We start from the raw sequence: 22,504 nt of genomic DNA on the forward strand, positions 1-22,504 counted from the left end.
ACATCACCAATCGCATCCGACACAATTCCAGAGGGGGCCTTATGCGGTTTGCGGCGGCTTTGACGGCGGGCGCTGTGGTGGCAGTCGCAACCCTGCTTCCGGACATAGCGCTCGCAGCCGAGGCCCACGAGTTGCCAGGCGAAACAATGTCGCTGTGGTGGGCGCTTCCCTTTGCCGGCCTGCTTCTGTCGATCGCCACCGGGCCATTGCTCTTCCACCATGTCTGGGAGCACCACTACGGCAAGATCACCCTCTTCTGGGCGGCGCTTGTGGTCGTGCCGCTGGCGGTTGCGTTCGGCATGCCTTCGGCCACGGAAGCGGTACTGCATGCGCTGCTCACCGAATATATGTCGTTCATCATTCTTCTGTTTGCGCTGTTCACCATTTCGGGCGGCATCCTCGTCGCCGGCAACATCCATGGCACGCCGCTGGTGAATGCCGGACTGCTGCTGATCGGGGCGATGCTCGCCTCGGTCATCGGGACGACCGGCGCCTCGATGATCCTGATCCGGCCGATCCTGCGCGCCAACGACAATCGGCCGTTCAACGCCCATGTCGTCATCTTCTTCATTTTCCTGGTGTCCAACATCGGCGGCTCGCTGACGCCGCTCGGCGACCCGCCGCTGTTCGTCGGCTTCCTGCGCGGCGTCGATTTCTTCTGGACCACCACCAATCTCTATCAGGAGACACTGTTCGTCGGCGGCCTGGTGCTGGCCGTCTTCCTGGCCATGGACATGGTCCTGCACCGCCGCGAGGCCGGCGCGCCGAAGATCAAGGATCCGACACCGGATGCGAAGGTGCGCATCCGAGGCCTGGCCAACATCCCGCTGCTGGCCGGGGTGATCGGCGCGATCCTGCTTTCCGCGACCTGGAAGCCAGGCCTGGCTTTCTCCGTCCAGGGCGTGAGCCTTGAACTGCAGAACCTCGTGCGCGACGCCATCATCCTGGCGCTTGCTTTCCTTTCGCTAGCGGTCTCGCACAAGAGCCACAGGCAGGCGAACAACTTCCACTGGGAGCCTATCGCCGAGGTGGCGAAACTGTTCGCCGGCATCTTCATCTGCATCGTGCCGGTCATCGCCATTCTCAGGGCCGGCCCCGACGGCGCGCTGGCGCCGCTGGTCTCGCTTGTCAGCTCGCCCACGGGCGAGCCCAACGACCTTGCCTATTTCTGGATGACCGGAGCGCTGTCATCCTTCCTCGACAATGCGCCGACATATCTGGTGTTCTTCGAGCTCGCCGGCGGCGACCCGCAGCATCTGATGACCACCTTCGCCTCGACGCTGGCGGCGATCTCGGCCGGCGCAGTGTTCATGGGCGCCAACACCTATATCGGCAATGCACCGAACTTCATGGTCTATGCCATTGCCAGGCATCGCGGCGTGAAGATGCCGGGCTTCTTCGGCTACATGGCATGGTCGGGCGCGGTGCTGATCCCGATATTTTTTCTTGCCGGCTTTATGTTCTTCGGGTGACTACCCTACTCCGACATAGCGGCGGACCGCCGACGGATCGGCGCGGAGCTCCTCGACATCGACGGTCTCACGGTTACGGCCGTTCTCGATGAACGAGACCCGGTCGGCGACGGACAGCACCGCATCGACCCGCTGCTCGACCAGGATCGTCGAGACGCCAAGGTCGCGCAGCTTCGACACCGTCTCGCGGATTCTGGCGATCATCGACGGCATCAGGCCTTCGGTCGGCTCGTCAAGCAGAAGCACCTGCGGTTCGAGGCACAGTGCCCGCGCCATGGCCAGCATCTGCTGCTCGCCGCCCGACAGTGTGCCGGAGCGTTGTCTGAGCCGCTGGCGCAGCAGCGGGAAAAGGTCGAGCACGTTTTCGCGCGTCGTCTTGCCCTTGCCGCGAGCCATCAGGCCGATCTCGATGTTTTCCGCCACCGTCATCTCGGCGAACAACCGCCGGCCCTGCGGCACATAGGCGACGCCTGCCTTCGGCACGTCGTGCGCCGGCAGACCGGTCAATTCCTTGCCTTCGAGCCTGATCGAGCCGGCGCGTGAGGGAACGAGGCCCATGATCGCCTTCAGCGTCGTCGTCTTGCCGGCGCCGTTGCGGCCAAACAGGCAAAGCACTTCGCCCTTGTTCAGCACGAGGTCGAGACCGTAGAGCACCTGGACCTCGCCGTAGAAGCAGTCGAGCCCAGAGATGGTCAGTGCTTCAGACCGTGTTTCAGTCATGGGGTCGTCCCCAAATAGGCAGCCTGCACCTCGGCATTGGCGCGGACCTGCTCGGGCGTGCCTTCGGCCAGGATCTTGCCGGCGTTGAAGACGGTGATACGGTCGGCAAGCTGCATGACCACCGGCATGTTGTGTTCGATCAGAAGCACGGTGGCGCTTTTGGCGATCTCGCGCACCAGCCCGATGAAGTTGTCGATCTCGCTGTCGGCCAGCCCCTGCGTCGGCTCGTCGAGGATCAGCAGGCGCGGCTTCAGCGCCAGCCCCATCGCCACTTCGAGCAGGCGCTGATGGCCATAGGACAATTGCCCGGCCGGCATGTGGGCGCGGTCGGCAAGGCCGGTGCGCTCCAGCGCCGCCATGACGCCGGCATGGACGGCGCCTTTCGAGCGGCCATCGGTCAGCGTGCGCTGCACCGGCAGCGCGACGTTGTCGTAGGCGGTGAGATTGGCAAAGACGCTGGTAATCTGGAAGGTGTAGGCGATGCCAAGGCGGACCCTGGCGTAGGCCGGCAGGTTGGTGATGTCGGCGCCGTCGAAGACGATCATGCCCGACGATGGCTGGATGCGGCCGCTGACCAGGCTGACGAAGGTGGTCTTGCCGGCGCCGTTGGGGCCGATGACGGCGCGGATCTCGCCCGGCATGAGGGCAAAATCGACGCCATCGACGGCACGCAGGCCACCGAAATTGCGGGACAGACCTTTGGTCGTCAGCAGCGGCATCATGGCAGCCATCCGAGCCAACGCTGGCGGATGGTGCCGAGAATGCCCTTGGGGAAGAACAACACCAGCAGGATGAGGGCGATGCCGACGATCAGCAGGTAGGCCGAGGTGTAGCCGCTGGTGATGTCGACGACATAGTACATGAACAGCGTGCCGATCAGCGGACCGAGCGTGGTGGCAGCACCGCCGAGCAGCACCCAGAGCAGCGGCAGGATGGAATATTGCACCGAGGCGAAAGTCGAGCCGACATAACCGAACAGCAGCGCGTAGGCGGCGCCCGAGGCCGCACAGATGGTGCCGGAGACGACGACCGCGGCGAGCTTGTTGGAAAACGTGTCGTAGCCGAGCATTTTGGCCCGCTCCTCGTTCTCGCGGATAGCGACCAGCACACGGCCATACCTGGAGCGGACGACGGCGAGCGTCACCAGCAGCACGATCGAGAACAGGACGAGCGCGCTCATGTAGCGCACGGTCGGATTGGTGAGGCCGAGCGACGTGTTGCCCAAGACAAGCACACGCGCCGACTGCGGCACCACCAGGCCCTGGTCGCCGCCGGTCCAGGCGGCGAAATAGAGGATTATGAGGTAGAACACCTGCGCGAACATCATGGTGACGATCATGAAGGCGACGCCAGAAGTGCGCAGTGCAAGCACCCCGATCACAAGCGCGAGAAGCGCGCCGCAGGCAAGCCCGGCGGCGAAGGCGGCCGGCACGCTCCAGCCGAGATGGATGACGGCAAGGCCGGCGCCATAGAGCCCCGCCGAAAAGAACATGGCATGGCCGAGGCTGAGCAGCCCGACATAGCCGAACAGCATGTTGTAGCCCATGGCGAAGACCGCCAGTACCATGATGCGGGCGAGCAACCCGTGATGATACTCGGGCAGGACGAAGCTAAGGGCGAACAGCAGGATAATGACGCCCAGATGCAACGCATAGGCTTTTGCCGGTGAAGCCTCCTTCATCGCGATGCCGTCCCGAACAGCCCTTGCGGCCGGAACACCAGCACCATGGCAACCAGCAGCGTGGCGATGATCTTGGCCAGCGTCGGCGAGAAGAACACCGAGATAACGCCGTCCGACAGGCCGATGAGCACGGCGGCGACGACGGTGCCGCGCAGCGAGCCCAGCCCGCCGATGATGACGACGATGAAGGACAGCAGCAGCGGATCCTGCCCCATCAGATAGTGCGCCTGGCTGATCGGCACGATCAGCACCGCGGCCACCGCCGCCAGCATGGCGCCGAGCGCGAAGACGCCGGCATAGACGCGGTCGACCGGGATGCCGAAGGCCTGCGCGGTCTCGCTGTCATATTGCGTGGCGCGCATGACGAGGCCGATTTTCGTGCGCGTCAGCACGAACCACGTTGCGACAAGCAGAAGCGCGGACGCGGCGATGATCGACAGCTTGTAGCCGGAGTAGCCGAACCACGGCAGAAGGATGCGGTAGCTGAAGGGCGGCTCCACCGGCCGTGCCTCCGGACCATAGAAGGTCAGCGCCAGTTGCTGGATGATGTAGAGCATGCCGATGGTGGCGACGATGGTGGCTTCCGGATTGTAATTCAGCCGGCGCAGCACCAGCCGCTCGGCGACCAAGGCGATCAGGCCGACGATCAGCGGCGCCAGCACCAGGGCGGCCACGAAGCCGAGCGCCGGATGGCCTGATATCGCCGTGGAGATCGCCCAGGCAAGCACCGCGCCCAGCATGAAGAACTCGCCATGAGCGACATTGACGACGCGCATGACGCCGAACACCAGCGACAGGCCAAGCGCCGTCAGCGCCAGCACAGCGGAGGTGACGAGGCCTTCAAGGGCGGCGAGGAGGAGGTGGGGTCCGAAGTGCATCGGTTATACGCTGGCAGGTGCCAGGTGCACCCCCCTCTGGCCTGCCGGCCATCTCCCCCTCAAGGGGGGAGATTGGCTGTCACTGGCCTCGCGCTCCGTTCTACGGCGCGGCAAGTTGAACATAGGCGTCGATGAAGGAGTGATCTCCCCCCTTGAGGGGGAGATGTCCGGCAGGACAGAGGGGGGTGGCTCGAAGTGCACTACGGCTAAAACAGCTAACCTCACAGCGGCTGGGTCGTGTAATCCCCTTCCGGCTCGTAGAGGCCGTCCTCGATCTTGGTCTTGTGGACGACATTCAGCCGGCCGCCTTCGACCTTCGAAATGTTCTGGATGCCAAAGCACTGATGGATCTTGCCGTTGAAGGTCTTCGGTCCTTGCGGATGCTCGGGGCCTTCGGCGAACTCGGTCAAGGCTTCGGTCGCCTCGACCAGCTTGGCGCGGTCTTCCGGACCCTTGTAGCCGGCATCCTCCATGGCCTTCTTGACGACATAGAGCGTTTCCCAGCAGCCGAACATGTGGGCGGCGGTGGACACGTCCTTGGGATCACCGACGGCAGCGCCATTGTCGTCGATGCCGACGGCGGCGCGATAGGCCCTCTGCGCGGCGGAGTCGTCAGGCTGCGCGTAGCGCGGCGAGCCTTCCCAGAAATGGCTGCCGTCGAGGAATTCCAGGCCGGGGCTGTTGATGTCGGTGGCCTCGAGCGAATCGATGAAGCCGAACAGCTGCGGCCGGTTGGAGCCGTAGAATTCGCCGAGTTCCTTGACGAAGGTGAGCACCGCCGGGCCGACCATGACGTGGTAGATCACCTCGGTCTCGGCCGGGATCTGCGGAAAATATTTGGTGAAGGACGATTCCGTCGGCGGGATGGCGATCTGGGCGATGACCTCGGCGCCTTGAGCCTTCAGTGCCGGCGGCAGGTAGTCGCGATGATCGTAGCCGAAGGCGAAATCGGGAAAAATCTGTGTCACCTTCTTGCCGGCGTTCGTCGCGATCCATGGCGCCATCGACTGGATCTGGCTCTTCACGTCGGTGATGCCGGGCTGAAAGACGTAGCGGTTGAGCTTGGTCGAGGCGACGTGGTGGCCTTCGCTGACGACAAAATAGGGCATCTTGGCTTCGCCGGCGGCGGGCGCCGAGCCGATGACGACATGCGAAAACAGCGTGCCGTAGACGATGTCGGTCTTGTGCTGGGTGGCGAACTTGCCGACCACTTCGGCGCCTCGGCCGGGATCGGTGCCGTCATCCTCGATGATGACCTCGACCGGCCGGCCGTTGATGCCGCCGGCTTCGTTGATCGCCTTGACCGCAGCGGCGGTGGTCTTTTCATACCAGCGGCCATAGGCGGCACCAATGCCGGTGCGGTGGGACTGGAAGCCGATCTTTATCGGCGCCGAGCTCTGCGCCTGGCTGTACCGCACGAACCCAGGCGCGACGGCAAGGCCGGCGCCCGCGGCCAACCCCTTCAGCGCGGTGCGGCGGGTGAGGCCGGTTTTGGAGAGATCGAAAAACCCATTCTTGTCAGTCACGGCAGTTCCCCTTGTTTTTTTGAGTTTTGACCAATGGCTGTAGCGAGGTGGACCACTCTTAATAAGAGGGCCGAAATTGCATGTGTACAAACTAAATCACCAAAGCCCTGATGTGGCAAGCGGGCTTTCCCTGGGGATTAATCGACGCCATCGAGCCGGGCTTTTGTCTCATCCGGCCGCCGGCGTGGCAAGCAACCACAGGCCGAAGACCGTATAGGCGATCATCAGCACGGTGAGCGGAAACTGGCTGAGCGTGGCGCGGGCGGGAACCGGGTGCAGTCGCCAGGCGAGGCCATGCGCGACGAGCACGGCGAGCATGTGACCGGCGATGATGACGCCGGCCTGGAGATTCCACAGCCACCATGCCGAGCCGGCGCCGGCGACCACGCCGGCTTCGATCTGCATGTCGGCGGTGCCGAACAGGTTCCAGCCCAGCGCAAACGGGTCGGAAAGCGCAGCCACCGCATATTGGCCGTCGACGAGCAGCGCCGTCAGATAATGCGCGACATGATAGGCAAGCGCGATCGGCACGATCGACCAGACCAGCAGCCCGGCGGCCTGACTGAGGGAATGCTCGCTTCCGGCCAGGCGCTGGCCGAGGACAGTTGCAAGAATGAATGCGGCTGCAAGCAAGACGAACGTCAGCACGAGACCGAAGGTGCCGATGCCGACCACCGCCGTGCGGCCGGGAAACTCCAGCGGATTGATGCCGAACAGGCCGAGCCAGAAGAAGGTTTTCGACAGGCCGTCGAAGGAGACCGACGACAGCGCCAGCAACAGGAAAGCGAGGCCACTGGGCGACAGCGGCGCGGCATTGCTGAGCTTGGCGCCCGGCCAGCACAGACTGAGCCGGCCGTCTTCATTGCGCTCGACTTCATTGCGCTCGACGACGGCGAAGCGCGCAATCACGGCGAAGAAGACGGTCAGGAACTCGCCTCGCCGGCTCCAGTCGCGGTAGCCGAACACCAGCATGGCGGCAAAGCTCAGCAGCCAATAGAAGCCGGCGGCCCAGCCCAACCGTGCCGGATCGTCGGGCGCCGGGTCGATCAGCTCGAACCAGGCGAAGGCGAAGAACAGCGCGACGGCCGGCCAGCGGCCGAGCCACGGAGGCGGGCGCCATGTCCGCCGCTTGCCGAACAGGTGTGAGATGACACGCCAAGGCCCGTACCAGGGGTTCAGCCAGGACCAGAGATTGCCGAACAGGCCCTGCAGCGAGGCCAGCCCAACCCAGAGCAGCGTCCAGATGGTGAGGGGCAACGGGTTGGAGAGCGGATCGCGGCTGCCGAACAGGCCGGCCGCGACAAGAATTGCAAAGCCGGCAAAGGATATCAGACTGACGATAGTCCGTGCGCCGTCGCCGAATGCGAAAAGCGGCAGGCGCCGCCGCCAGAGGCGGTTGATGGAGTCCGGCGGCAGCAGCGCCAGAACGAGGAAGCTGGCGGCGACCGCGAGCGCCCCACCGGCGACGTAGTAGCCGGTGGGGAGGAGCAGGACGTGGCCGCGATCGGAGGCATGGGCGAAGGCGGGGGTGGGTGACAGGAGGATTGACGAAGCCGCAAAGAGCATTGCTGTTGCCAAGCGGCAGCGCTCTACGGCGCCCCCCACTGTCCTGCCGGACATCTCCCCCTCAAGGGGGGAGATTGGCTGTAATCTCTGCCTTCGCCAGCTTTCGGCCCGGCAAGAAAAGCGCTGAGCGAGCGAGCTGCCAATCTCCCCCCTTGAGGGGGAGATGTCCGGCAGGACAGAGGGGGGCGCGAAGGAACTCATGTTATCCAAGAATTCCTTCTTGCCGGCATCACCCTCTCACACCTTGACCAGCTGCTCCACGCGGTCTTTCTCGCCAAAGATCCTGATGTAACGCTCGATCTCCTTCTCGTCGCCGGTCGCCTTGGCCGGGTTGTCGGAGAGCTTGACCGCCGGGCGGCCATTGGCCTCGGTGACCTTGCAGACCAGCGAGATGGCGTCGAGCCGGTTGGTCTCGGTCGGCGCGCAGCCCTCGAAGTCATTGGTCAGGTTGGTGCCCCAGCCGAACGACATGCGCACCTTGCCGTGGAAATGGCGGTAGGTTTCCTCGATGGTCTCGACCTCGAGCCCGTCGGAGAAGATCAGCAGCTTCTGCCTGGGGTCCTTGCCCTTTTCGCGCCACCAGGAAAGGATTTTTTCGCCGCCTTCGATCGGCGGCGCGCTGTCGGGGCGAAAACCGGTCCAGTCGGCGATCCACTCCGGCGCATCACGCAGGAACGCCGCGGTGCCGAAGGTGTCCGGCAGCACGATCAGCAAATTGCCGCCATAATAGCGCTGCCAGTCCTGCAGCACCTTGTAGGGCGACTGTTTCAATTCCTTTTCCGAATTGGCGAGCGCGGCGAACACCATCGGCAGCTCATGCGCGTTGGTGCCGAGCGCTTCGAGGTCGTTGTCCATGGCGAGCAGCACGTTGGAGGTGCCGGTGAAAGCCTCGCCGATGCCTTCCTTGAGCGCTTCGACGCACCAGCGCTGCCACAGGAAGGAATGGCGGCGGCGTGTGCCGAAATCCGAAATGCGGATATCGGGCAGCGCTTTCAGCCGCTCGGTCTTGGCCCACATCTTGGCCTTGGCGCGGGCATAGAGCACGTCGAGCGCAAAAGGTCCGAACGCCCGCATGGCCGCGCGTGAACGAAGCTCATTAATGATTGCGAGCGCCGGGATCTCCCACAGCGTCGTGTACATCCACGGACCGCTGAAGCTCAATTCGTACTGACCATCACGCTTGGAAAGCTCGTATTCCGGCAGTTGGAAATCTTCGAGCCAGGCGAGGAACTCCGGCTCGAATATCTGCTTGCGGCCATAGAAGGTGTTGCCGCCGAGCCAGATCATCTCTTTCTTCGAGAAACGCAAGGTGCGGGCATGGTCGAGCTGATCACGCAGTTCCGCCTCGTCGATCTCGTCGGCAAGGCGGACCGAGGTGGTGCGATTGATCAGTGAGAAGGTGGCATCGACCTTGGGATACATGCCCCAGATCATCTGCAGCATCAGCAGCTTGTAGAAATCGGTGTCGAGCAGGCTGCGGACGATCGGGTCGAGCTTCCAGGTGTGGTTGTAGACGCGCCGCGCTATATCGGTCTTAGTCATGTCTCGATGCCGCCTTCACTGCTCGCTTCCTGCGGAAGCCTCTTAGCATTGAATTTTTGAATGCGCCTCCCGCTTTGCGGGCTGGCCCGACAAAAAGAGAGCCTGCGGCATGTATGCGGCTTCGGCAATTGCAGCCTCAGGACGCGGTCTTGGCGCCGACCACTCGCAGCGCCGGGCGCTTCCTGCGGATGCCGATGCGGCCCGCCACTGGCGCATCGGCCCGGCCGTCAGCCTGCTCCTTTTCGGCAAACAGCCAGTCGATGAACAGCTGCACGATCGGCGCCGACCTCATCTCGTTGCGACAGACGACGTAGAAATCGTCGACCGCCGGCACCGACAGGCTGAACGGCGCGACAAGCAGCCCCCTGGCGAGCAGCCCGCTTGCGGTCACCGTATCGCCAAGCGCCACGCCATGACCATGAACCGCGGCCTCGCTCGCCATGCGCGCGTCGCCGAGATGATGGCGGCGGCCGCGCTCCAGGTCCAGCGCGTCGGCGGCGGCCAGCCAGGTGTGCCATTCACGGCCGTCGTCGCCATGCAGGAAGACATGATCGGCGAGATCGCGCACGGTGCGGATCGGACGGTTGTTGATCAGCGTCGGACTGACCACCGGGAACAGCTCGAGGCCCGACCATTTGCGCATCCAGCAATCGGTCCAGCTGCCGTCGCCATAGTGCACGCAGATGTCGATATGCGGCGCGCGGATGTCCTTGGCGTCATTGGATGGGATCAGCGTCAGCCTGATATCAGGGTATTGCGAGGTGAAGCTGCCGAGCCGCGGGATCATCCACAGCAGCAGCAGCGCCGGCACACAAGACACCGACAAGGCGCCGGTGCTCGCCGGCCTGGTCATGCGCTGCGTGGCGGCAGCGATGCCGTCGAAGGCGGTCGACACTGCCGGCAGCAATTCGGCGCCGTGTGGCGTCAGCTTCACCCGCTGACCGGCGCGCTCGAACAGCTTGACGCCAAGCGATTGTTCGAGCGCCTTGATCTGATGGCTGATGGCGCCATGGGTGACGTTCAACTCAGCTGCCGCCTTGGTCAGCGAGGCGTGACGTGCCGTCGCCTCGAAGGCCCGCAATGGATTCAAAGGTGGCAGACGCTTGGCCATCAGATTCCCGCTGGAGCACGATCCCGAGAAGTGGGACCCGGTTTTCGGACAAGGTCGTGCTCAACATTGATGTGAGATTTCCTCACAGCGAAGACCCTAACAATATCAATTGATTTTTCAATGCGGCTACAAGACACTTTGCCCGGGAACAGTATCAAGACCTGAAATGCGCAGGCAGCCGGCGGGATGGCGACCGTCATTGATGGCCGCACTGCGCCAGCCATGGAGGACCGACATGGGTTATAACAGCGGCAAGCTCGAAGCGTTGCGTCGCAAATATGGCGAAAGCCATGGCGGCGAGATGTTCGACCCGAAATTCCGGAAGGTCGCCGACAAAATCTTTTCCAAGGGCGGCACGCGGCTGGCGCCCTATTCCGGCATCCCGACCTTCCTCGCCGCGCCCTACCGGCAAATTGCCGCCGACAATCCGGATTTCGGCGATCTGCAGGTGGCGATGATCGGCGTGCCGATGGATCTTGGCGTCACCAACCGGCCCGGCGCCCGCTTCGGGCCAAGGGCGCTGCGCGCCATCGAGCGCATCGGGCCCTACAATCATGTGCTGGAATGCGCCCCGACGCATGAGCTGAAGGTGGCCGACATCGGCGACGTGCCGTTCCAGAGCCGCTACCGGCTGGAAACCAGCCATGACGACATCGAGCGCCGCACCAACCAGATCGTCGACGCCGGCGTCATTCCGCTTTCGGTCGGCGGCGATCATTCGATCAGCCATCCGATCCTGAAGGCCGTCGGCAAAAAGGCGCCGGTCGGCATGATCCACATCGACGCCCATTGCGACACCAGTGGCCTGTTCGACATGACCAAGTTCCATCATGGCGGGCCGTTCCGCAACGCGGTGCTGGACGGCGTGCTCGACCCGACCCGCACAATCCAGATCGGCATCCGCGGCTCGGCCGAATATCTGTGGGAGTTCACCTACGAATCCGGCATGACCGTCGTGCATGCCGAAGAGGTGACCGGCCTCGGCGTCCCCGCCATCATCGAGAAGGCGCGAAAGATCGTCGGCGACGGGCCGACCTATGTGTCCTTCGACATCGACAGCGTCGATCCGGCCTTCGCGCCGGGCACCGGCACGCCGGAAGTCGGCGGGCTGACGACGCGGGAAGTGCTTGAACTGCTGCGCGGCCTGAAGGGCCTCAACATCGTCGGCGGCGACGTCGTCGAGGTGGCGCCGCAATATGACGCAACCACCAACACCGCACATGCCGGCGCGCAGGTGCTGTTCGAGATCCTCAGCCTGATGGTCTTCAGCCCGGCGATAACAGGCAAGGGAGCCTGAGGGAGCCCGACAGCAAATCCAAGGCGACCGCCGCGCTGGAGCCGGCGGCCGCAGTCAAACAAACAAGCTTCCAGCAGGGGAACGACAATGACACTTCACATGAGGCTCAAATCATCCATCGCCGCCGCGCTGATGCTCGCCGGTTTTGGTCTCGCCACCCAGGCCGCCAATGCCGACGCGGTCGACGACATCACCAAGGCCGGCGCCATCAATGTCGGCATTTTCTCCGACTTTCCGCCCTTCTCCTCGGCCAGTGCCGATATGAGCATCAAAGGCTATGACATCGACGTGGCGCAGTTCATCGCCGACCAGCTCAAGGTCAAGCTCAATTTGGTCAGCGTGACCGGCCAGAACCGCATCCCGTATCTTACCGACAAGCGCGTCGATATCCTGATGAGCGTCGGCTACTCCAAGGAGCGTGAGCAGGTGATCGATTTCGCCGCCGCCTATGCACCCTATTATATCGCCGTGATTGGCCCGGCCGCGCTCAAGGTCGAAGGCAAGGACGACCTCGCCGACAAGTCGATCGCCGTCAACCGCGGCACGCTGGAAGATACGTCGCTTACCGAGGCAGCACCCGCCTCGGCCGATATCCGCCGTTTCGACAACTATAATTCCGTCATCCAGGCCTTCATCTCGGGCCAGACCCAGCTGATGGTCGTCGGCAACGACGTCGGCGCTCAGGTGCTCGCCCGCCAGGAGGCGCTGAAGCCGGAGCAGAAGTTCCAGCTCCTCACCTCACCCTCGCATATCGGCCTCAACAAGAACGAGGACCGCCTGAAGCAGGCCGTCAACGACGCGGTCGCCAAGATGCTGGCCGACGGCAAGCTGGACGAAAGCTCGAAGGCCTGGCTCAAGACGCCGCTCAATCCCGACAACCTCAAGGATTGATATCGGGTGGGCTACAGCCTCGACTTCGGCTGGCTTGCCGATGCGACAGGCGCGATCGCGCGAGGGGCGGCCACGACGATCCTCTTGATCGCCGTGACCACGCTCGCGGGAACGTTCCTCAGCATCCTCGGCGCGGCAGGGCGGCGAAACGGCCCCCTGCTGCTCAAGCGGGCGATCGGCGTCTATGTCGAGGTCGTCAGGAACACGCCGTTCCTGGTGCAGCTGTTCTTCATCTTCTTCGGACTGCCCAGCATCGGCATAAGGCTCGATCCGGTGCTGGCCGCCATGCTGGCGATGACGCTCAACATGGCGGCCTACACGATCGAGATCGTCGGCGCCGGGCTCGACGCCGTGCCGCGCGGGCAGACGGAAGCGGCACTGGCGCTTGGGCTCAGGCCGCGCCAGGTCTTCGTCAAGGTCGTGCTGCCGCAGGCGCTCAAGGTGATCTTTCCGGCGCTGACCAGCCAGATCGTCATCATGATGCTGGAGTCGGCCGTCGTGTCGCAGATCGCAGTGCGCGAGCTGACTTACGAGGCCGACATGCTGCAGGCACGGACCTTCCGCGCTTTCGAGACCTATTTCGTGGTGACAATGGTCTATCTCGTCCTGTCGATGGGGCTGCGCCGGCTGCTGGTCAGCGGCGGGCGCCGCGCTCTGGGAGCCGGCGTGTCATGATCGAATTCACCTTCTGGGATATCGTCCGCAACCTTCTGCTCGCCGCCCGCTGGACGGTGCTTTTGTCGCTGGCCGCCTTCGTCGGCGGCGGCGTGGTCGGCATGGTCGTTCTGTTCTTCAGGATCGCCAAGAACAAGTGGAGCCGGCGAATTGCTTCGGGCTACATCGCGCTTTTCCAGGGAACGCCGCTGCTCATGCAGCTCTTCCTGATGTTCTTTGGCCTGCCGATGCTGGGCTTGCGTATCGAACCGTGGACCGCCGCCGCGCTTGGTCTCACCTTCTTCGCCAGCGCCTATCTCGCCGAAATCTGGCGCGGCGGCGTCGAGGCGCTGCCGCGCGGCCAGTGGGATGCGGGCGCCAGCCTCGGCCTTCATTATCTTCAGGAACTCAGGCTGATCATCCTGCCGCAGGCGTTTTCGATCACCCGCGCGCCGACCGTCGGTTTCCTGGTGCAGTTGATCAAGTCGACCGCACTGACCTCAATCATCGGTTTCGAGGAACTGGTCAGGACATCCAACGCCATCAACAATGCGACCTTCGAGCCGTTCACCGTCTATGGGCTGGTCGCTTTGATCTTCTTCATCATGTGCTTCCCGCTGACGCAATACGCACGTTCGCTTGAACGACGGGCAACTAAAAACTAGGGAGCTGCCTCTGCGATTGCGATTAGCGCTCGGATGCCTCCTTAACGGTGTTTCCGGTCACCTCTTCGGAGCTATTGCCTTGTTGGAAGAAGAGTTCTGTGTACTCTCCACATACTTTAGGAAGGGCTTGGGGATGAGAATTGCAATGTTCGTCGCGTTGGCAGCGACGGTAGCCGGATGCGCGATCTCTCCGGTCGACTATGGAGCGTCGCTTTCGAAGCAAGACCAGAAATGGGCGTCGCCGGGATGCCAGCAAGCCCGCATGGAGGCCTCGGACTACGACGCTCGCGAAAAAAAGCAACCGGGTTGGGGGACCGGCGTCTTTCTTGGCCCGTACGGATTAGGGCTCGCAGCAGCCATCAAGGAGCACCAGCAGAAGCAACGAAAATTGTTCGCCCGCGAGGTGCACCTGCGGTGCTCAAGTCTTCCACTGCCAACGGAGTTGCAACGCGATTTAAACCCCCAGGCCGCGAGTGCAAATCAGACGAAATACCCATAGACGTCACGACCCGCGCTCCTTCGTGACGGTGCCGCTTTCATCAATGCCCAAAGGAGATCGACGGCGCGATCTTGTCCCGCCGCAGCCAGCGCGCCAAAAGCAGCGCCGCCACCACCGCCAATCCCAACGACAGGCCGATCCAGATGCCGACGCCGTTGAGCCCGGAATGGAAGGCCAGCAGCACGCCGAGCGGCAGGCCGATGCCCCAATAGCCGATTGCGGCATAGATCATCGGCACCGTGGTGTCGTGCAGGCCGCGCAGCATGCCGGCGGCCACGGCCTGCGCACCGTCGAAAATCTGGAACAGCGCGGCAAACGCCAGGAACGACACGGCAAGCCCGATCACCCTGGCATTGGCCGGGTTACCGAGGTCGATGAAAGCGCTGATCAGCAATTGCGGCCACAGGATCATCGCCAATCCCATCAGCGCCATGAAGGAGACGCCGATGACAAAGGCGGTCCAGCCGGCGCGGGAGACACCTTCCGCATCGCTGGCGCCATGGGCAAGACCGACACGCACCGTCGCCGCCTGATTGAGGCCAAGCGGCACCATGAAGGAGATCGATGCGATCTGGATGGCAATGGCATGCGCCGCGAGAGAGTCCGCATCGATCAGGCCCATGAGAAGCGCCGCCGCATTGAAGATAGTCACCTCGAATGCCAGGAGGCCGGCGATCGGCAGGCCGAGCCGCAGCAGGCCCTTGAAGCGCGGCCAGTCGGCCCGCCAAAAGCGCCCGAACAGACGGTAGCGGCGAAACTTCGGCTCAAGCATCACCACCGCCGCCATGCCGACGAACATCAGCATGCTCGACAGCGTGGTGGCGAGGCCGGAGCCGGCAATACCCATCGAAGGAATGCCGAGATTGCCGAACATGAACACCCAGTTGAAGAGGGCGTTGCAGGCGACGGCAACGAAGACGATGACCAGCGCCCAACCCGGCCGCTCCAGCGCCGAGATGAACGAGCGCAGGACGATGTACCCGTAGAAGGGCAGCACCGCCCATTCGAGCCAGCGCAGGTAGATGCCGGCCTGATGCGCGAGCGCCGGCTCCTGGCCCATGGCCAGCAACACGGCCTCGCCGTGCCAGAGAAAGATCCAGATCGGAATGCAGATGAGGATCGCCAGCCACAGGCCCTGGCGCACGGTGCGGCGTAGGTCGCGCACCGAATGACGACGGCGGCCGAGTTCGGTGGCGATCATTGGCGAGGTCGCCAGCATCAGGCCGAGCCCGAAGATCAGCGGCATGAAATAGAGGTTGGCGCCGAGGGCGCCGCTGGCCAGCGTGTCCGGACCCAGCCGTCCCATCATCATGACGTCGGTGGCAGTCATCGCGGTCTGGCCGAGATTGGTGAGCACCATCGGCCAGGCGAGCGCCAGCGTCGCCCTGATTTCCTGACGCCAAAGGTTTTCCGGCGCGCGAGCGCCGGCTTCGATCGCAGACATTTTTTCGCCTATCCGATTGCGGCGCGTCGGCTAAAGCCGGAAGCCACGTCTCAGCGCGGAAAATGGCCGTGATCGGCCCGGATTCCGCATTAACTGCACGGCTTGTCTACGAAATGGGCAGCTATGGCAAGAGGCTGACGCGGGGAAGGGTTAAGCCAGCAAAGTCGCAGAGGTCTCAATCATGCCTATTGGCGCGCCTATTGGAGAAAGCATGGAAGCCACTATAGTTTGCGTTGTGGCCAATCCGACACCGGCAGGCGGCGTACAGATTTCATCGAAAGGCATGCGGATGAGCGCGTTTCTCGAAATTTACCTGGTTCGGCATGGCGAGACGGAATGGAGCGCCTCCGGAAAGCACACCGGCCTGACCGACATACCGTTGACGCCTGCCGGCGAGGAGGCGGCCGGGCGGATCGCTGAGCGGTTGCAGGGCCTTTCGTTCCAGGCTGTCTGGTCGAGCCCGTCCCAGCGCGCCTTCAAGACTTGCACGCTGGCCGGCTTCGGCTCGGCCTGCGTGAAGCTGGCCGATCTGGCGGAATGGGATTACGGCGCTTACGAGGGCCTGACCACCAAGCAGATCCTCATCGAGCGTCCAGGCTGGCGTCTCTTTCGCGACGGCTGCCCAAGCGGCGAAGCGGCGCAGGATGTCGGCGCGAGGGCGGACCGGATCGTCAACCAACTGCGCGAGGTCGGCGGCAATGTCCTGGTTTTCTCAAGCGCTCATTTCCTGCGGGTGCTGGCCGCGCGCTGGCTCGGCCTGCCGCCGCAAGATGGCGCCCTCTTCGTCCTGGATACCGCCAGCATAAGCGTGCTCGGCTACGAGCACGACCTCGGCGAACCAATTATCCGGCGCTGGAACCAGAGATAGCATACGCATTGCAGGCTGTTCGAGCCTATCTGATCGCGTCCAGCGCCTGCCTCTGCCGATGCATCTCCAAAAACACGCGGTAGTCGCGATCGAACCGGCCGGCGGCAGCCGGATTCGACGCCCGCTTCCTGCCGCCCTGCTGCATGGCGACGCAAGCGGCGTTCAGATCAGGGAAAAGCCCGGCGGCGGTGGCCGCAACCATGCCGGTGCCGAGCAGCACCGCCTCGTCGGCCAGCGGCTCGACCACCGTGCAGCCGGTGGCGTCGGCGTAAAGCTCCATCAGCAGCGGGTTCTTGGTGTGCCCGCCGGTGACATGCAGCGTGTCGATCAGATAGCCGTTCTCGTTCAGTGCCTCCAGCACATGGCGCACGCCCAGCGCGATGCCGACGGCGGTGCGCCAATAGAGCTTGCACAGGCTGTCGAAGGAGGAATCCAGCGTCAGTCCGCTGATGACGCCGACCGCATGCGGATCGGCGAGCGGCGAGCGGTTGCCGTGGAAATCCGGCAGCACATGCAGCCTTCCGGCAAGATTCTCGCCCTCTATGGCACGCAGTTCGGCGACACGCCGGGCGATCCTGGCGTGCATGGCGGCGTCCGGCTCACCGCCGGCGCCATGCCAGCGGATGATGTGGTCGAGCAGCGCGCCGGTCGCCGATTGACCGCCTTCCGACAGCCAAAGCTTGGGAAGGCCCGCCCCATAGTAAGGGCCCCAGACTCCGGCAAAGGGTTGCGGATCGGGTGACATCGCCATGACGCAGCTCGACGTGCCGGCGATCAGCGCCAGATGGCGGCCGATGTTGGTTTCATCGCCGGCAAAGCCACCGAGGACCCCGAGAGCGCCGGCATAGGCATCAATGACGCCGGCGCCGACCCGGCATTTTTCGGTCAGGCCAAGCTCAGCTGCAGCTTCCGCGCTCAGCCGGCCGATATCGGTGCCGACCGGGCTGGCCTTGTCAGGCAGATTGCCATGCTCGAAAAGGTCGCCAAGGCCGACGGCTTCGAAGAAGCTGCGCCGCCAGCCGGTTTCCTCATGCGCCAGATAGGTCCACTTGGCGGTCAGCGTGCACTGCGAACGGGCGAGCGAGCCGGTCGCCTTCCAGGTGAGAAAGTCGGTGAGGTCGAATAAATAGCCGGCTTCATTCCATGTTCCGGGCAGGTTGCGCTTCAGCCACATCAGCTTCGGCGTTGCCATTTCCGGCGACATGACGCCGCCGATATAGTCGAGCACGGCATGGCCGCTTTCGGTGCATTCATCCGCCTCGGCAATGGCGCGGTGATCGAGCCAGACGACGGTGTCCCAGCGCCTTTCGCCTGACACCGACACGCTGAGCTGGCCACCATCCCTGCCCCGCACCACGAGCGAGCAGGTGGCATCGAAGGAGATGCCGACGATATTCTCCGGCGCCACGCCGGCCTTTTCGCGGGCGGCGCGCACCGCAATGCAGACCGCCGACCAGATATCCCGCGAATCGTGTTCGGCGTGATCGGCCTTCGGCCGGTTCATGACGATCGGGTGCTCGGCGCGACCGAGCAAGGTGCCTCCGGTGTCGAGAATGCCCGCGCGGGCGCTCCCGGTGCCGACATCGACCGCGCAAACGAAACTTTTCGTCAAGGTGTTCCTGCTCTCGCTCCCAGGCCTGCAATCAGATCAGGCAATTGCAGCATGTCAGCGAATATAAAGTCCGGCTCACTCGACGCAAGCCGCGCTTTCAGTGCCGGGTTGCCAGTATGTGAGCCGCCGGTGAAGGCAAGGACGCGCATGCCTGCAGCCCGCGCCGCTTCGATGCCGGCGGGGCTGTCCTCGATGACCAGACAATTTTGCGGGATTGCTCCCATTTTGGCGGCTGCGTGGAGAAAAAGGTCCGGCGCCGGCTTGCCCCGCGCGACCATGGCGGCGCTGAACAGATGCGGCTCCAAGAGCTCGAGCAGCCCGGTGACGTCGAGCGCATAACGGATGCGGTCCAGCGTGCCGGAGGAAGCGACGCAGCATGGCAGCCCGAGCCTCGGCAGAACCTGCCCGATGCCGGGGATCGGCTTCAGCTCCTCGCGAAACTTGCGCATCAGCTCGACACGCATCCCGGTCAGATGCTGGTCGGTGATATCAATCCCGAAGTCGCTAAGAAGAATTTCGCGAACGCTTTTCATGCTCTTGCCGAGAAAATGCTCATAGGCGATCTCCTCGCTGATCGTGCCGCCGGCAAGCGTGATCATGCCAAGCAGCGCCGCGACGGACAGTGTCTCGCTATCGACCAGCACGCCGTCGCAGTCGAAGATGACCAGATCAGGCGTCATTGCAGGGCCTTCATGGGCGAGACTTCATGGATATTGAGCCGATTTTAGAGCTGGCCGGCGAGGTAGCGCGTCAGTGTCGCACGCGCGCCGTCGGCCCAGAGCGCCTTGAGCGCATTGGCAAAGGCTTCGACAAACGGCGCCGCGCGGCCGACATCGCCATAGATGTCCTCCATGGCAAGCCAGGCGGCAGGCGCATCCTTTGCCGCCCTGGCGGTCGTCTGCAGCCGGTCCCAGCTCGGATCGTTGGGTTCGATGACGGCTCCGCTATCCGTCGTGCCGAAGCAGTAGCGGCACCAGAGCGCCGATTCCAGCGCCAGGCCAGCGACGCCCTTGCCGGCTTTCAGCCGGTCGGCGATGGTCGGGATGATAAATTTCGGCTGCCGGTTGGAGCCATCGAGACAAAGCCTGCGGATCGTGTCGCCGATCTTCGGATTGGAGAAGCGGTGCTCGATGAGTTGATAATAGTCCTCCAGCACGGTGTCCGGCACCGGTGGCACGGTCGGGATGATCTCGTCGTGCTCCAGTCTGTCGAGAAAGCCGCGCACCAGCGGCTCCTGCATCGCCTCGTGGACGAAATGGATGTCCATCAGTCCGGCCGGATAGGCGATGGTCGCATGGCCGCCATTGAGGATGCGGATCTTCATCAGCTCGTAGGGCGCGACATCGCTGACGAACTGCACGCCGACCTTCTCCAACGGCGGGCGGCCGTCGGTGAAATGGTCCTCCAGCACCCATTGCTTGAACGGCTCGCAGAACACCGGCCAGTTGTCTTCAAGGCCGAACTCGCTCGACAGAATGCCGCGCTCACGGTCGGTGGTGGCCGGCGTGATGCGGTCGACCATGCCATTGGGAAAGGCGACTTCCTCGCCCACCCACTTCGCCAGATCCTCGTCGATCAGCCGCGCGAGACCAACGACGCCGTCAGAGGTGACATGGCCGTTGTGGGGGATGTTGTCGCAAGACATGACCGTGAAGGGCACGATGCCGTTGTCGCGGCGGCGGATCAGCCCGGCAAGGATGATGCCGAAGACGGTCTTCGGCGTAGCGCCCGGCTCAGCATCGGCGACAATGTCGGGATGGGTTGGATTGAACACGCCGGACGCCGGATCGATGAAGTAGCCGCCTTCGGTGATGGTCAGAGAAACGATCCTTATCGCCGGATCGGCGAGCCGTTCGATGATCGCGGCCGCATCGCCCGGCATCAGGAAATCGACCATGACGCCGGTGACGCGGGCGCTCATATGACCACTGTCCTGCTCGACCACGGTGGTCAGCCAGTCCTGTTCCTGCAGCTTGCCGCGGCCGACCTTCTCGCCCTCGAAGACGCCGGCGCCGACCAGTGCCCAGTCGTGGCCAACGCCCGAATTGAACAGATCGTCGAGATAGACTGCCTGATGCGAGCGGTGGAAATTGCCGACGCCGAAATGCACGATGCCGGCTTTGAGCGCAGCGCGATCATATTTCGGGCCGGCAACCTTGGGCGGAAGCTTGGCGAGGATGGAAGACGAGAGTTTCACGGCCATTTGCTTTTTATCCTTGGGCGGGACGGCTCTTCTCCCCGTGGAGGAAACGGGGAGAAGAGCGCCTTCGCCCCCCTCAACTCATCCACTGGCCACCGTCGACATTGTAGGTCTGGGCGACGATGTACTCGGCGTCCTCGCTGGCCAGGAACACCGCCATGCCGGTGAGGTCTTGCGCCGTGCCCATACGGCCATAAGGCACCGCCTCGCCGACCAGCCGCTTCTTCTCGCCTTTCGGCCGGTTCTCGTACTTGGCGAACAGGGAATCGACATGATCCCAGTGCTCGCCGTCGACGACGCCCGGCGCGATGGCATTGACGTTGATGCGGTGCTTGATCAGATCGAGCCCAGCCGACTGGGTGAGCGAGATGACGGCGGCCTTGGTGGCGCAATAGACGCCAACCAGCGCCTCGCCGCGGCGCCCGGCCTGGCTCGCCATGTTGATGATCTTGCCGCCCTTGCCCCGGGCGATCATCGAGCGGGCGGCTGCCTGCAGCATGAACAGCGTGCCGGCGACATTGACGGAAAACAACCGGTCGTAGCTCGCCTTCGATATCTCGACGATCGGCGCCAGGTCGAACAAAGCGGCGTTGTTGATCAGTATGTCCAGCCCGCCGGTCCTTGTCTCGACCGCTTTCACCGCCGCCTCGATCGAAGCGAGGTCGGTGACGTCCAGTTTCACGGCATAAGCCTTGCCGCCGATCTCCGAGGCCGTCTTTTCCGCAGCTTCGAGATTGATGTCGCCGATCGCAACCGTGGCGCCCTCGCGCACATAGGCTTCGGCGAACGCCCTGCCGATGCCGCGCGCCGATCCGGTGATCAGCGCCGATTTACCCGTCAGCCTCATTGCATCATCGCCTTTCCGTCGGCGCCGAAGCGGTGCAGCTTGGCCTTGTCCGGGGTCAGATAGATCGTGTCGCCGTGATCGACGGCCAGTTCACCGTCGGCGCGCACCGTCAGCGGACCGACGCCGTCCGCCTGCACGTGCAAAAACGTGTCGGAGCCAAGATGCTCGGCGACACCGACCGTGGCCTTCCAGTCGCCTGATGTCGTCGAAATGTTCATATGCTCCGGACGGATACCGACCGTCCTGGCGCCGTACTTGGCTGCCGACGCGCCTTCGATCAGGTTCATCTTCGGCGAGCCGATGAAGCCAGCGACGAACAGGTTCTTCGGCGTCTTGTAGAGCTCCATCGGCGAGCCGACCTGCTCGACATTGCCGGCATTGAGCACGACGATCTTGTCGGCCATGGTCATCGCCTCGACCTGGTCGTGGGTGACGTAGACCATCGTCGTCTTGAGCTGATGATGCAGCTCACTGATTTCCAGCCGCATGGTGCCGCGCAGGGCCGCGTCGAGGTTGGACAAAGGTTCGTCGAACAGGAAGGCCGAAGGCTGGCGCACGATGGCGCGACCGATGGCGACGCGCTGGCGCTGACCGCCGGACAGTTGGCCGGGGCGGCGTTCGAGATAGTTGGTGAGATTCAAGATGCGCGCCGCGTCCTTCACCTTCCTGTCGATGGTCGCCTGGTCCTCCCCCGCCATCTTCAGCGGAAAAGCGATGTTCTTGGCCACCGTCATATGCGGGTAGAGCGCATAGGACTGGAACACCATGGCCAGCTTGCGCTTGGCCGGCGCCTCGCCGGTCACGTCGCGGCCGTCAATGTTGATGGTGCCGGCGGTGGTGTCCTCCAGCCCGGCGATCAGCCGCAGCAGCGTGGACTTGCCGCAGCCCGACGGGCCGACGAAGACGACGAACTCGCCGTTCTCGATGACCAGATCGATGCCTGGAATGATGATCGTCGACCCGAAGGACTTGGAGACGTTCTTGAGCGTGATGTTTCCCATGGTTTCCTCCCCGAGAGGTATTTTTGTCGA

General features: G+C 63.6%; 21 protein-coding genes. 7 read left to right on the forward strand and 14 right to left on the reverse strand.

What is annotated here, in order from left to right; all coding sequences use genetic code 11:
- Positions 1 to 41 precede the first annotated feature (41 nt).
- Positions 42 to 1,472 carry a sodium:proton antiporter gene (locus EOC94_RS14590; RefSeq protein WP_127291267.1) on the forward strand — a complete coding sequence of 477 codons (1,431 nt, stop codon included), beginning with the start codon at positions 42 to 44 and terminating at the stop codon, positions 1,470 to 1,472.
- Here EOC94_RS14590 and EOC94_RS14595 read toward each other — a convergent pair whose 3' ends face one another.
- The 8 genes from EOC94_RS14595 to gcvA form a co-directional block, all read right to left on the reverse strand.
- The gene (locus EOC94_RS14595) at positions 1,473 to 2,192 is read right to left on the reverse strand and encodes an ABC transporter ATP-binding protein (protein ID WP_127291270.1); all 720 of its coding nucleotides are present in this window, start codon (positions 2,190 to 2,192) and stop codon (positions 1,473 to 1,475) included.
- Positions 2,189 to 2,914: an ABC transporter ATP-binding protein gene (locus tag EOC94_RS14600; RefSeq protein ID WP_095485081.1), complete on the reverse strand. Its 726-nt coding sequence runs from the start codon at positions 2,912 to 2,914 to the stop codon at positions 2,189 to 2,191. The genes EOC94_RS14595 and EOC94_RS14600 overlap by 4 nt, the downstream gene beginning before the upstream one ends.
- On the reverse strand, positions 2,911 to 3,873 hold the full coding sequence (locus tag EOC94_RS14605; protein WP_127291272.1) for a branched-chain amino acid ABC transporter permease: 963 nt from the start codon (positions 3,871 to 3,873) through the stop codon (positions 2,911 to 2,913). Before EOC94_RS14605 ends, EOC94_RS14600 begins: the two co-directional genes overlap by 4 nt.
- The gene (locus EOC94_RS14610; RefSeq protein ID WP_127291275.1) at positions 3,870 to 4,751 is read right to left on the reverse strand and encodes a branched-chain amino acid ABC transporter permease; all 882 of its coding nucleotides are present in this window, start codon (positions 4,749 to 4,751) and stop codon (positions 3,870 to 3,872) included. Before EOC94_RS14610 ends, EOC94_RS14605 begins: the two co-directional genes overlap by 4 nt.
- 221 nt (positions 4,752 to 4,972) lie before the next feature.
- Positions 4,973 to 6,277: an ABC transporter substrate-binding protein gene (locus tag EOC94_RS14620; RefSeq protein WP_127291277.1), complete on the reverse strand. Its 1,305-nt coding sequence runs from the start codon at positions 6,275 to 6,277 to the stop codon at positions 4,973 to 4,975.
- Between the two features lie 168 nt (positions 6,278 to 6,445).
- Positions 6,446 to 7,897 carry a hypothetical protein gene (locus EOC94_RS14625; protein ID WP_127291281.1) on the reverse strand — a complete coding sequence of 484 codons (1,452 nt, stop codon included), beginning with the start codon at positions 7,895 to 7,897 and terminating at the stop codon, positions 6,446 to 6,448.
- 183 nt (positions 7,898 to 8,080) lie between these two features.
- The gene (pncB, locus tag EOC94_RS14635) at positions 8,081 to 9,385 is read right to left on the reverse strand and encodes a nicotinate phosphoribosyltransferase (protein WP_127291283.1); all 1,305 of its coding nucleotides are present in this window, start codon (positions 9,383 to 9,385) and stop codon (positions 8,081 to 8,083) included.
- A 136-nt stretch (positions 9,386 to 9,521) separates the two neighbouring features.
- Complete coding sequence (gene gcvA / locus EOC94_RS14640) at positions 9,522 to 10,496, reverse strand: transcriptional regulator GcvA (protein ID WP_126104087.1); 975 nt, start codon at positions 10,494 to 10,496, stop codon at positions 9,522 to 9,524.
- A 235-nt stretch (positions 10,497 to 10,731) separates the two neighbouring features.
- On the opposite strand from gcvA, the gene speB reads away from it, so the two are divergent.
- The 5 genes from speB (at position 10,732) to EOC94_RS14665 (ending at position 14,502) form a co-directional block, all read left to right on the forward strand.
- Positions 10,732 to 11,793, forward strand: a complete 1,062-nt coding sequence (speB, locus tag EOC94_RS14645; RefSeq protein ID WP_127291286.1) for an agmatinase — start codon at positions 10,732 to 10,734, stop codon at positions 11,791 to 11,793.
- A gap of 87 nt (positions 11,794 to 11,880) precedes the next feature.
- On the forward strand, positions 11,881 to 12,684 hold the full coding sequence (locus EOC94_RS14650) for a transporter substrate-binding domain-containing protein (protein WP_127291289.1): 804 nt from the start codon (positions 11,881 to 11,883) through the stop codon (positions 12,682 to 12,684).
- 6 nt (positions 12,685 to 12,690) lie between these two features.
- Positions 12,691 to 13,359, forward strand: coding sequence for an amino acid ABC transporter permease (locus tag EOC94_RS14655; protein WP_127291291.1), 669 nt, complete (start codon positions 12,691 to 12,693; stop codon positions 13,357 to 13,359).
- A complete protein-coding gene (locus EOC94_RS14660) occupies positions 13,356 to 14,003 on the forward strand; it encodes an amino acid ABC transporter permease (RefSeq protein ID WP_127291294.1) in 648 nt (215 codons plus the stop codon). The genes EOC94_RS14655 and EOC94_RS14660 overlap by 4 nt, the downstream gene beginning before the upstream one ends.
- 133 nt (positions 14,004 to 14,136) lie before the next feature.
- Positions 14,137 to 14,502 carry a hypothetical protein gene (locus EOC94_RS14665; protein ID WP_127291297.1) on the forward strand — a complete coding sequence of 122 codons (366 nt, stop codon included), beginning with the start codon at positions 14,137 to 14,139 and terminating at the stop codon, positions 14,500 to 14,502.
- A gap of 40 nt (positions 14,503 to 14,542) precedes the next feature.
- Here EOC94_RS14665 and EOC94_RS14670 read toward each other — a convergent pair whose 3' ends face one another.
- The gene (locus EOC94_RS14670; protein WP_127291300.1) at positions 14,543 to 15,946 is read right to left on the reverse strand and encodes an MATE family efflux transporter; all 1,404 of its coding nucleotides are present in this window, start codon (positions 15,944 to 15,946) and stop codon (positions 14,543 to 14,545) included.
- Between the two features lie 289 nt (positions 15,947 to 16,235).
- Between EOC94_RS14670 and EOC94_RS14675 the strand changes: the two genes are divergently transcribed.
- A complete protein-coding gene (locus EOC94_RS14675; protein ID WP_127291492.1) occupies positions 16,236 to 16,814 on the forward strand; it encodes a histidine phosphatase family protein in 579 nt (192 codons plus the stop codon).
- A 25-nt stretch (positions 16,815 to 16,839) separates the two neighbouring features.
- Here EOC94_RS14675 and EOC94_RS14680 read toward each other — a convergent pair whose 3' ends face one another.
- From EOC94_RS14680 to EOC94_RS14700, 5 genes are all read right to left on the reverse strand, one after another.
- Positions 16,840 to 18,426, reverse strand: coding sequence for an FGGY-family carbohydrate kinase (locus tag EOC94_RS14680; protein WP_127205548.1), 1,587 nt, complete (start codon positions 18,424 to 18,426; stop codon positions 16,840 to 16,842).
- The gene (locus tag EOC94_RS14685) at positions 18,423 to 19,106 is read right to left on the reverse strand and encodes an HAD family hydrolase (RefSeq protein WP_127205549.1); all 684 of its coding nucleotides are present in this window, start codon (positions 19,104 to 19,106) and stop codon (positions 18,423 to 18,425) included. Before EOC94_RS14685 ends, EOC94_RS14680 begins: the two co-directional genes overlap by 4 nt.
- A gap of 44 nt (positions 19,107 to 19,150) precedes the next feature.
- The gene (locus EOC94_RS14690; RefSeq protein WP_127205550.1) at positions 19,151 to 20,629 is read right to left on the reverse strand and encodes a mannitol dehydrogenase family protein; all 1,479 of its coding nucleotides are present in this window, start codon (positions 20,627 to 20,629) and stop codon (positions 19,151 to 19,153) included.
- A 73-nt stretch (positions 20,630 to 20,702) separates the two neighbouring features.
- Complete coding sequence (locus tag EOC94_RS14695; RefSeq protein WP_127205551.1) at positions 20,703 to 21,473, reverse strand: L-iditol 2-dehydrogenase; 771 nt, start codon at positions 21,471 to 21,473, stop codon at positions 20,703 to 20,705.
- Positions 21,470 to 22,474, reverse strand: coding sequence for an ABC transporter ATP-binding protein (locus EOC94_RS14700; protein ID WP_127205552.1), 1,005 nt, complete (start codon positions 22,472 to 22,474; stop codon positions 21,470 to 21,472). Before EOC94_RS14700 ends, EOC94_RS14695 begins: the two co-directional genes overlap by 4 nt.
- Positions 22,475 to 22,504: the final 30 nt, after the last annotated feature.

This window comes from Mesorhizobium sp. M6A.T.Ce.TU.016.01.1.1 (genome assembly GCF_003997065.1).
GTDB lineage: Bacteria > Pseudomonadota > Alphaproteobacteria > Rhizobiales > Rhizobiaceae > Mesorhizobium > Mesorhizobium mediterraneum.

Excerpts from the sequence above, each read along its gene's own strand:
- EOC94_RS14650 (WP_127291289.1), top strand. The coding sequence starts at position 11,881 with ATGACACTTCACATGAGGCTCAAATCATCCATCGCCGCCGCGCTGATG.
- EOC94_RS14600 (WP_095485081.1), bottom strand. The coding sequence starts at position 2,914 with ATGATGCCGCTGCTGACGACCAAAGGTCTGTCCCGCAATTTCGGTGGC.
- EOC94_RS14625 (WP_127291281.1), bottom strand. The coding sequence starts at position 7,897 with ATGTCCGGCAGGACAGTGGGGGGCGCCGTAGAGCGCTGCCGCTTGGCA.
- EOC94_RS14590 (WP_127291267.1), top strand. The coding sequence starts at position 42 with ATGCGGTTTGCGGCGGCTTTGACGGCGGGCGCTGTGGTGGCAGTCGCA.
- EOC94_RS14685 (WP_127205549.1), bottom strand. The coding sequence starts at position 19,106 with ATGACGCCTGATCTGGTCATCTTCGACTGCGACGGCGTGCTGGTCGAT.
- gcvA (WP_126104087.1), bottom strand. The coding sequence starts at position 10,496 with ATGGCCAAGCGTCTGCCACCTTTGAATCCATTGCGGGCCTTCGAGGCG.
- EOC94_RS14690 (WP_127205550.1), bottom strand. The coding sequence starts at position 20,629 with ATGGCCGTGAAACTCTCGTCTTCCATCCTCGCCAAGCTTCCGCCCAAG.
- EOC94_RS14665 (WP_127291297.1), top strand. The coding sequence starts at position 14,137 with ATGAGAATTGCAATGTTCGTCGCGTTGGCAGCGACGGTAGCCGGATGC.
- pncB (WP_127291283.1), bottom strand. The coding sequence starts at position 9,385 with ATGACTAAGACCGATATAGCGCGGCGCGTCTACAACCACACCTGGAAG.
- EOC94_RS14700 (WP_127205552.1), bottom strand. The coding sequence starts at position 22,474 with ATGGGAAACATCACGCTCAAGAACGTCTCCAAGTCCTTCGGGTCGACG.
- EOC94_RS14670 (WP_127291300.1), bottom strand. The coding sequence starts at position 15,946 with ATGTCTGCGATCGAAGCCGGCGCTCGCGCGCCGGAAAACCTTTGGCGT.
- speB (WP_127291286.1), top strand. The coding sequence starts at position 10,732 with ATGGGTTATAACAGCGGCAAGCTCGAAGCGTTGCGTCGCAAATATGGC.
- EOC94_RS14660 (WP_127291294.1), top strand. The coding sequence starts at position 13,356 with ATGATCGAATTCACCTTCTGGGATATCGTCCGCAACCTTCTGCTCGCC.
- EOC94_RS14675 (WP_127291492.1), top strand. The coding sequence starts at position 16,236 with ATGAGCGCGTTTCTCGAAATTTACCTGGTTCGGCATGGCGAGACGGAA.
- EOC94_RS14595 (WP_127291270.1), bottom strand. The coding sequence starts at position 2,192 with ATGACTGAAACACGGTCTGAAGCACTGACCATCTCTGGGCTCGACTGC.
- EOC94_RS14605 (WP_127291272.1), bottom strand. The coding sequence starts at position 3,873 with ATGAAGGAGGCTTCACCGGCAAAAGCCTATGCGTTGCATCTGGGCGTC.
- EOC94_RS14695 (WP_127205551.1), bottom strand. The coding sequence starts at position 21,473 with ATGAGGCTGACGGGTAAATCGGCGCTGATCACCGGATCGGCGCGCGGC.
- EOC94_RS14610 (WP_127291275.1), bottom strand. The coding sequence starts at position 4,751 with ATGCACTTCGGACCCCACCTCCTCCTCGCCGCCCTTGAAGGCCTCGTC.